Here is a 6,870-nt window from a genome sequence, read left to right as displayed (position 1 = left end):
CATTATCCCCGCGCAACTGGTTTTAATTGAGGCTGTGATGGGCTTTTCAAAAGAAGGATCGTTACCTTATATTTCTATAGGGTTGAGGTTTTAAGTCTCACCAATCCACTTCAAAGGAAGCTTTGGAGAGCGCAGGGTGACGCTACAGCAGCAATATATCTATCTGGTGCGCATGCACCATATTCACTATCGGCGACCATGCAAAAACAGTAAATCTCCCATCCTGCGAGGCTACCAGCGCAATTGCATCCTTTTGATCGAACACAAACTGCGCCGCCGATAAATGCCGTGTACCGCCGTTTTGTGCCGGGTGAATTACTTTGGTTGAGCAGCCTACAACCGGCTCGGTAACAATAATTTCCTCCACGCGCGTGCTTTTTGATGAGCGGCCAATTTTGGCGCCAAAGGCAAGCAATTCGTGCTTATCGTTAATTACTGTGGCGCCATCTATAGATGTTAGGCCGCCAATAGTATCAACAGCGCGACGCAGTTTTTCCTGCCACGAAGTATGATATTTTTCGATGCCCTCGTGGATCATCAGATCTGTAAGGCCTGAGAAAGCCGGAGAAACCGGGTAAGAGATAGGAGAGATGATAGATTCTGTCCAGTCGTCATTATCCGATGGTACAACCAGCAGTATACCACCGCGTTTATGGGCCTGCATAGATGCGGCTAACTGCACCAGCACATTCACCGGATCATTCCAGGAAGATGGCAGGGTAAAATCAAGCATAGAAGTAAGGATGGTGGGGCAATCAGACAGGGTAGAGCCTTGCTCATCAACTACTTTAATATCATCGCCTTTTAAAATGGCAATGTTCACAAACTTACCAAAACCATCTACACGGCGATGTTTTACCACAAGCAGTCCGGGTTCTATCACCTCCAGCACAAAACAATAGGCAGGTATGGCAAGTGTAGTGCCCCATACATAAAGCTCGCCATCCTCTATCCAAACACCAAGGTGGATTCCTGGCTGCTGAACCGCCGAAGCAAATTTGGTAAGGATATTTGGTGCAAGTTTTATTTTATGGCCGAACAAAAGCGGTTGCCCGGCACTCTCCGGCGGTAAAAAAGCCAAAGTAAATTTAGGCGAATAGCCTTCTTCGCGACGCAGACTGGCCCAAAAAGAGATATCGATGATAGCCTCAATTGTTGGGATATCAGGAGTAGGAGCAGCAAGGTCGGCCTCATTTTCTGCATTTACCATAGAATGGAAATGTTTAAAATGCCGTTCTAATGACGGGGCTACAACACGGGCAGCTTTATAGGTTGGTTCAGAGGTAATACTCCTTGATTCCATGTTTTATAAGATGATTCCAGGCCGGTACAGCCGGTTAACAGATTGTTTTACCAAAAATAGGGGTTCTTTGTCGCCATCACAAACAAATGCCTCAAAATTGCAATTAGCCGATAATTGAGTAGCATGCTGCTTAAATTATATGTTTATTTTTGAAAATATTTTAAATCCTGATCCCGCATAAATGTTTGATACATTATTACAATACGTAGCAGATTACTCATCATTAAATTTGTCTGATGAAGAAATTGAAGTGATTAAGCAATCCTTTAAGTTCAAAAAGCTGCGTAAAAGGCAATACCTTTTGCAGGAAGGCGATACGAGTAAATATATCTCATTTGTAACCAAAGGGGCCTTAAGGCAATATACGGTTGATGATAAAGGTCATGAGCATATTGTGCGTTTTGGTATAGAGCGCTGGTGGATGGGCGATTATGAAGGTTTTATGACTAATACGCCCAGCCGATATAATATTGACGCTATAGATGATTCAGAACTGTTGCAAATATCCTACCGGCAGCTGGAGGATCTGAAAAAGACAGTCCCTGCTATTGAAGCCATGTTAAAAAAGATAGATCAGCGCAGTTACATTTCGCACCAAAGAAGAATCCACTCCTCCATAAGCAATACCGCCGAAGATCGTTATATAGAACTCATGAACACCTATCCCGAATTTTTGCAGCGCTTCCCTCAAAATATGATCGCATCGTACCTGGGCATATCGCCAGAAACATTGAGCAGGATACGGAAGCAGATGGCCGGTAAATAATTTATTTTTACTTTTAGGCCATGGATAATGCTACCGTCCCCAACAGGTCGAAATTAAGATTTGCCTGCGGAGTTTTCTTCTTTATTTCGGGCTTTGGATATTCGTCATGGGCATCACGCATACCATCTATTCAACAACAGCTTCATTTAAACGAGGCACAGTTAGGGGCGGTTTTGTTTGCTTTGCCAATAGGGCTAATGCTTACCATACCCATAACAGCAAAAATGCTGAAGCACTTTAGCAGCAAAAGTATTATGCTTACTGGCGCCATTGCTTTTAATTTATTACTATGTGTGCCCGGCTTTACCACCTATGTGTGGCAATTGGTAATACTGCTTTTTTTCTTTGGCTCTGCGCGTAACATATATAACCTGTCAACAAATTCGCAGGCAGTGAGTATCCAGGCTTTTTATCCCAAATCTATCATGGTAACCTTTCATGGCATCTGGAGTATTGCCGGTTTTGCTGGTGCGGCTGTTGGATACATAATGGTATCCTATAATGTAGCGGCATCCTGGCACCTGTTAACGGTGGGTATTGCCATGCTGATTACAACGGCCATTTTTTACCCGCACATTTATTATGAAAAACCAGTGGTTACAGCAAATACATCGGGCTTTAAATTACCCGATAAGCACCTGGTAAAATTTGCACTGATATGTTTTGCATCGATGGCCTGCGAAAATACCATGTACGATTGGAGTGGCATTTATTTTCAAAAGGTAGTTCATCCGTCTAAATCTGCTGCAACAGCGGCATTTGTAGTTTATATGATATCCATGACCATTGGAAGGTTTACCGGGGATAGACTGGTAGCCTCGGTAGGGATTAAAAAAGTACTTACACTCAATGGTATCCTGGTAACTGCAGGTTTATTGTTTTGTATTGTTTTGCCTTATACCTATACCACTTATATTGGTTATGCCATGGTAGGGTTGGGGGTATCATGTATTGTGCCCCTGGTATTCAGCATGGCGGGCAAATCGCAAAGTATGAATACCAGCCAGGCCCTTGCTGCAGTTTCAACTGTGGGCTACCTGGGTTTCCTGATTATACCACCGGCAGTAGGTTTTATAGCACAGGCAGCCGGTTTACGCTGGGCATTTGGAATAGTTGCAGGTTTTGGGGCATTGATTATTGTGATGGTATCTCAACTTAAAGAAAACGCGTAGCATATGCGCATCGCTTTGCATCTTTATGTAAAAACTTCTTAACTATATTTGGTATAACGTTCTTCGTCTGAAAAAAAAATCCAATTATTCTTGACAAATATCAACGCTCTTTTTTGCCTTTTGTCATTTAGCAGCATTTTGCGTTGCCCCATCTTTGTTATGTAAATAATACACAACAAAATGAAAAAGATAGTTTTAATAACAGGAACAAGCACAGGGTTTGGTAAGTTAATGACCCAAACTTTAGCTAAAGAGGGTCATACTGTAATAGCTGCCATGCGTGGTACAGCCGGTAAAAATGAAGCCGTTGCCAAAGAACTGGCCGCAATACCTAATGTAGATGTTGTTGAGCTGGATGTAACCAGTGACGAATCTGTAAAAAATGCTTTCGCTCAGTCTTTGGCCAAACATGGCAGAATTGATGTATTGGTGAACAATGCAGGCATAACAGGTTACGGCTTAGCAGAAGCATATACTATTGAACAGGTAAAGAAAATGTTTGAAGTTAACTTTTATGGAGTTTTACGTACTTATGATGCAGTACTTCCTTCCATGCGGGCAAACAAAAATGGCCTTATCATTAATATTTCCACTGGTGCCAGCGGCTTCACACTGCCATTTATGGTGCCTTACATGGCCTCCAAATTCGCGATGGAGTCGTTAACAGAAGGTTTTAATCATGAATTGAAAACTTATGGGATAGAGAATGTGTCAATACAAAGCGGTGTTTACCCAACCGAAATGAATAATGGCACCAAAACAGGCTTGAACGCCGATAAGGAAGACATCATTGCCGCCTATGGACAAGATGCTGTCAATACATTCAATGCAATGGGTGGCGCTTTATTTGGCAAGATGGCCGATTACAAAATGGACCCGCAAACCATTGCAGATGGTGTGGTCGATCTTATTAACCTCAATAAAGGCGAACGCCCCTTGCGTTACCCATTGGACGCCGTTGCACAGGGTGCAGATCATGAATTTGTAAAATCACGTGCCGTGATCAAAGATAAATGGGCAAAGAATTACGGGTTTACTTTATAAGTAATACCTTGGTGGCATAAAACAAATAAGTGTTTCTTCAATTTATTTTGGAGAGACACTTATTTTATTTCATATCACCATTAAGGGCCCTTTAATTTATTTGCTATGGAATTATCTCTTCATATTATTCTACAAAAGCCACCTGCCAATGTTGATTTTGGTTTGCAAAAAGGATCGGGTAGCATATATGAAACTGTACAAACGCAGCGATCCAAATCGGAAGACCTGCATTTTCATTTAGCCGTTAATATTAAAGGCGATAGGTTAAAAGATAGTTTGCCCAAATTCAGCAGCCCTTACGTACAAGGCCCATACCCAAACAATTTTATTTATTTAGATATAGGAACTTTGGCCGGGCAGATTGGCTCCTGGGCAAGAAGGCTCAAAATACCATTAACCGGCATTACATGGGCAATTATTGATCAGCTTAATGCAGGCCCTAAATTAATCCTGGAAACAAAGGTACCAGGGACTGCAAAAGATGGAACACCAAATTGTGCAACTGTTAAGCCTTTTGATGGCTGGAAAATAACTTCAGCATAATAAATGCATCTCATATAATTAAAAACATAAACACCCACCATGGAAACTCAACAGGAAATAACAACGGAATTATTCGTCAAAATGGCAATATCAAACTGGGAACTGCAAAATACCCGTTTAAATGCTTTGTTGGATAAACTTACTGACGACCAGCTTGCAGCCCAAACTGCGCCTGGTCGTAATACAGGTAATTACCTGCTGGGGCACCTGGCTGCAGTGAGTGATGGATTATTTACTTTTTTGGAGCTTGGCGACAGGCTTTATCCAGACCTGGATAGGATTTTTCTTAAAAATTCCGAGACATCCGGACTTGAAAGACCATCCATAGGTGCAATCAAGGAATACTGGCAGAATGTAAATACCGCCCGTCATTGCGAGTAACTACCAGCTTGAACTGGAAAAAACAGTAATGACACTTGTTGATTATATAGCTGCTAAAGGTTAGTCTTGCAAAAAAACAGAGCAAGCTACATACCCCGTATAAACCCTTGGGGCCGACCAGAGCCCGTTTGCGAGTTTGGGACGGTCACTCTTTGCAAAAAACATTCATTGGGGACCATCATAATGGTTTACCGCGCTTATAAGCTTAGATACTTTCAGAGTGACCGAGCTTGCCCTGTTGTTAAAAAACGATGAGCAAAGCTAAGAAAAACAAGAAGAAAACCGTAGCGCAAGGCAGCAACGGTAAAAGAATGGAGCGTTTCGGATTACTTTATCCCCGTTCTGCAGGTATCGATGTGGGCAGCATGCTGATGATGGTTTCTTATACAGATCGTCAGGACCTGATCCATTTGGCCGAATTTGAAAGCTACACAGATCAGCTTCACCGGCTGGCCGACCTGTTACTGGCTCATGGTGTAGAGATCGTGACGATGGAATCGACCGGTTCTTACTGGAAAACCTTATTCGGCCTATTGCAGGCCCGGGGTATCCAGGTTGTCATGATCAATCCAAGCCACTACCGTAACGTTGCAGCACAGAAAACGGATGTACAGGATGCGCAATGGCTTCACCAGTTATTAAGTCATGGCCTGTTGCGGGCATCGCATATTGCAGAAGCTCCGTACCGGCAGCTGCGGGATTTTCAGCACGAAAGAAGCCATTGTCAGGATCAGAAGAAGAATGTCCTGAACAGTATCCAAAAAGTACTGACAGTGATGAATATCAAATTTCAGCACCTGATCAGCGATGTAGAAGGTGTATCAGGGATGAAGCTGGTCAGGGCGATCGCTTCCGGGATAACTGATCCTCAAATCTTATTAAGCCATATAGATCATCAATTACTAAAAGCAAGTAAGGAAGACCTGCTCAGTTCCCTTAAAGGCGAATATCAGGAACATCATGTAACTATCCTGCGATGTAAACTGACAGAATATGATTTTTTTAAAAGTCAGATGTTGAATTATGAGACCTATATCGAGCAGGTGTTAAAAACCTTACCACATGAACTTCCAATGCCTGCAAAGATTAACAAAAGACAGGGTTCGGTACGTAAGAACCAATATCACTTTAACCTGAAGGATTACCTGTATGCTATATTTGGAGTAGACCTGACAGCAGTTGAAGGCCTTGATGAAATAAGCTTGCTGACCATCTTGTCGGTAACCGGAACAGATATGAGCAAATGGCCGACAGCTGCTCATTTTGCCAGTTGGCTTAACTTATCGCCACGCCCTAAAATAACCGGCGGCAGAATAGTGGGATATGAAAAGCGGGTAACCCACAACCCGGCCACACAGGCGTTCAGAATAGCAGCAAACTGTTTGTGGCAAAGCAAAGGCCCGTTAGGACAGCAATATAGAAAACTTGCGGCAACGAAAGGCTCCGCGAAAGCTATCAAGGCAGTCGCCCGAAAAATAGCTGTGATCTTTTACAACATGGTACTCAAAAAACAGGCTTATGATGCCAGCAAAGTTCAGCAGGATCCGGCTATTACGACAGCAAGGATAATCGCACGTCTGCAAAAAAATGCAGCTAAACTGGGTTATATCATACAAAAAGCAGCTTGATTATGAGCGACTTGTAAATGTGTCATTATAAGG

Annotated in this window: 7 protein-coding genes; 6 read left to right on the top strand and 1 reads right to left on the bottom strand. The window is 42.7% G+C overall.

Annotated features, from left to right (window positions below; genetic code table 11):
• Nucleotides 1–142 precede the first annotated feature (142 nt).
• Nucleotides 143–1,303, bottom strand: coding sequence for a putative sensor domain DACNV-containing protein (locus tag AC1DPZ_RS20845; RefSeq protein ID WP_477407021.1), 1,161 nt, complete (start codon nucleotides 1,301–1,303; stop codon nucleotides 143–145).
• A 181-nt stretch (nucleotides 1,304–1,484) separates the two neighbouring features.
• On the opposite strand from AC1DPZ_RS20845, the gene AC1DPZ_RS20840 reads away from it, so the two are divergent.
• The 6 genes from AC1DPZ_RS20840 (at nucleotide 1,485) to AC1DPZ_RS20815 (ending at nucleotide 6,837) form a co-directional block, all read left to right on the top strand.
• Nucleotides 1,485–2,069 carry a Crp/Fnr family transcriptional regulator gene (locus tag AC1DPZ_RS20840; RefSeq protein ID WP_477407019.1) on the top strand — a complete coding sequence of 195 codons (585 nt, stop codon included), beginning with the start codon at nucleotides 1,485–1,487 and terminating at the stop codon, nucleotides 2,067–2,069.
• A gap of 20 nt (nucleotides 2,070–2,089) precedes the next feature.
• Nucleotides 2,090–3,241: an MFS transporter gene (locus AC1DPZ_RS20835; protein WP_477407017.1), complete on the top strand. Its 1,152-nt coding sequence runs from the start codon at nucleotides 2,090–2,092 to the stop codon at nucleotides 3,239–3,241.
• A 180-nt stretch (nucleotides 3,242–3,421) separates the two neighbouring features.
• Nucleotides 3,422–4,285 (top strand): SDR family oxidoreductase, encoded by an 864-nt coding sequence (locus AC1DPZ_RS20830; protein WP_477407014.1) that lies wholly within the window; start codon nucleotides 3,422–3,424, stop codon nucleotides 4,283–4,285.
• Nucleotides 4,286–4,390: 105 nt separating this feature from the next.
• Nucleotides 4,391–4,828: a DUF5990 family protein gene (locus tag AC1DPZ_RS20825; protein WP_477407012.1), complete on the top strand. Its 438-nt coding sequence runs from the start codon at nucleotides 4,391–4,393 to the stop codon at nucleotides 4,826–4,828.
• Nucleotides 4,829–4,867: 39 nt separating this feature from the next.
• Nucleotides 4,868–5,209, top strand: a complete 342-nt coding sequence (locus tag AC1DPZ_RS20820; RefSeq protein ID WP_477407010.1) for a DinB family protein — start codon at nucleotides 4,868–4,870, stop codon at nucleotides 5,207–5,209.
• Nucleotides 5,210–5,460: 251 nt separating this feature from the next.
• Entirely contained in the window at nucleotides 5,461–6,837 is a 1,377-nt protein-coding gene (locus AC1DPZ_RS20815; protein ID WP_477407008.1) for an IS110 family RNA-guided transposase, read from the top strand.
• The last annotated feature ends 33 nt before the right edge of the window (nucleotides 6,838–6,870 follow it).

It is taken from the genome of Mucilaginibacter sp. P4_G9, from assembly GCF_056400985.1.
The sequence above is the reverse complement of the archived record's forward strand: the minus strand, read 5'-3'. Positions and strand labels throughout refer to the sequence as shown.

What these genes read in the sequence shown, in the direction of transcription:
- AC1DPZ_RS20845 (WP_477407021.1), bottom strand. Translation starts at nt 1,303, where the DNA reads ATGGAATCAAGGAGTATTACCTCTGAACCAACCTATAAAGCTGCCCGT.
- AC1DPZ_RS20840 (WP_477407019.1), top strand. Translation starts at nt 1,485, where the DNA reads ATGTTTGATACATTATTACAATACGTAGCAGATTACTCATCATTAAAT.
- AC1DPZ_RS20835 (WP_477407017.1), top strand. Translation starts at nt 2,090, where the DNA reads ATGGATAATGCTACCGTCCCCAACAGGTCGAAATTAAGATTTGCCTGC.
- AC1DPZ_RS20830 (WP_477407014.1), top strand. Translation starts at nt 3,422, where the DNA reads ATGAAAAAGATAGTTTTAATAACAGGAACAAGCACAGGGTTTGGTAAG.
- AC1DPZ_RS20825 (WP_477407012.1), top strand. Translation starts at nt 4,391, where the DNA reads ATGGAATTATCTCTTCATATTATTCTACAAAAGCCACCTGCCAATGTT.
- AC1DPZ_RS20820 (WP_477407010.1), top strand. Translation starts at nt 4,868, where the DNA reads ATGGAAACTCAACAGGAAATAACAACGGAATTATTCGTCAAAATGGCA.
- AC1DPZ_RS20815 (WP_477407008.1), top strand. Translation starts at nt 5,461, where the DNA reads ATGAGCAAAGCTAAGAAAAACAAGAAGAAAACCGTAGCGCAAGGCAGC.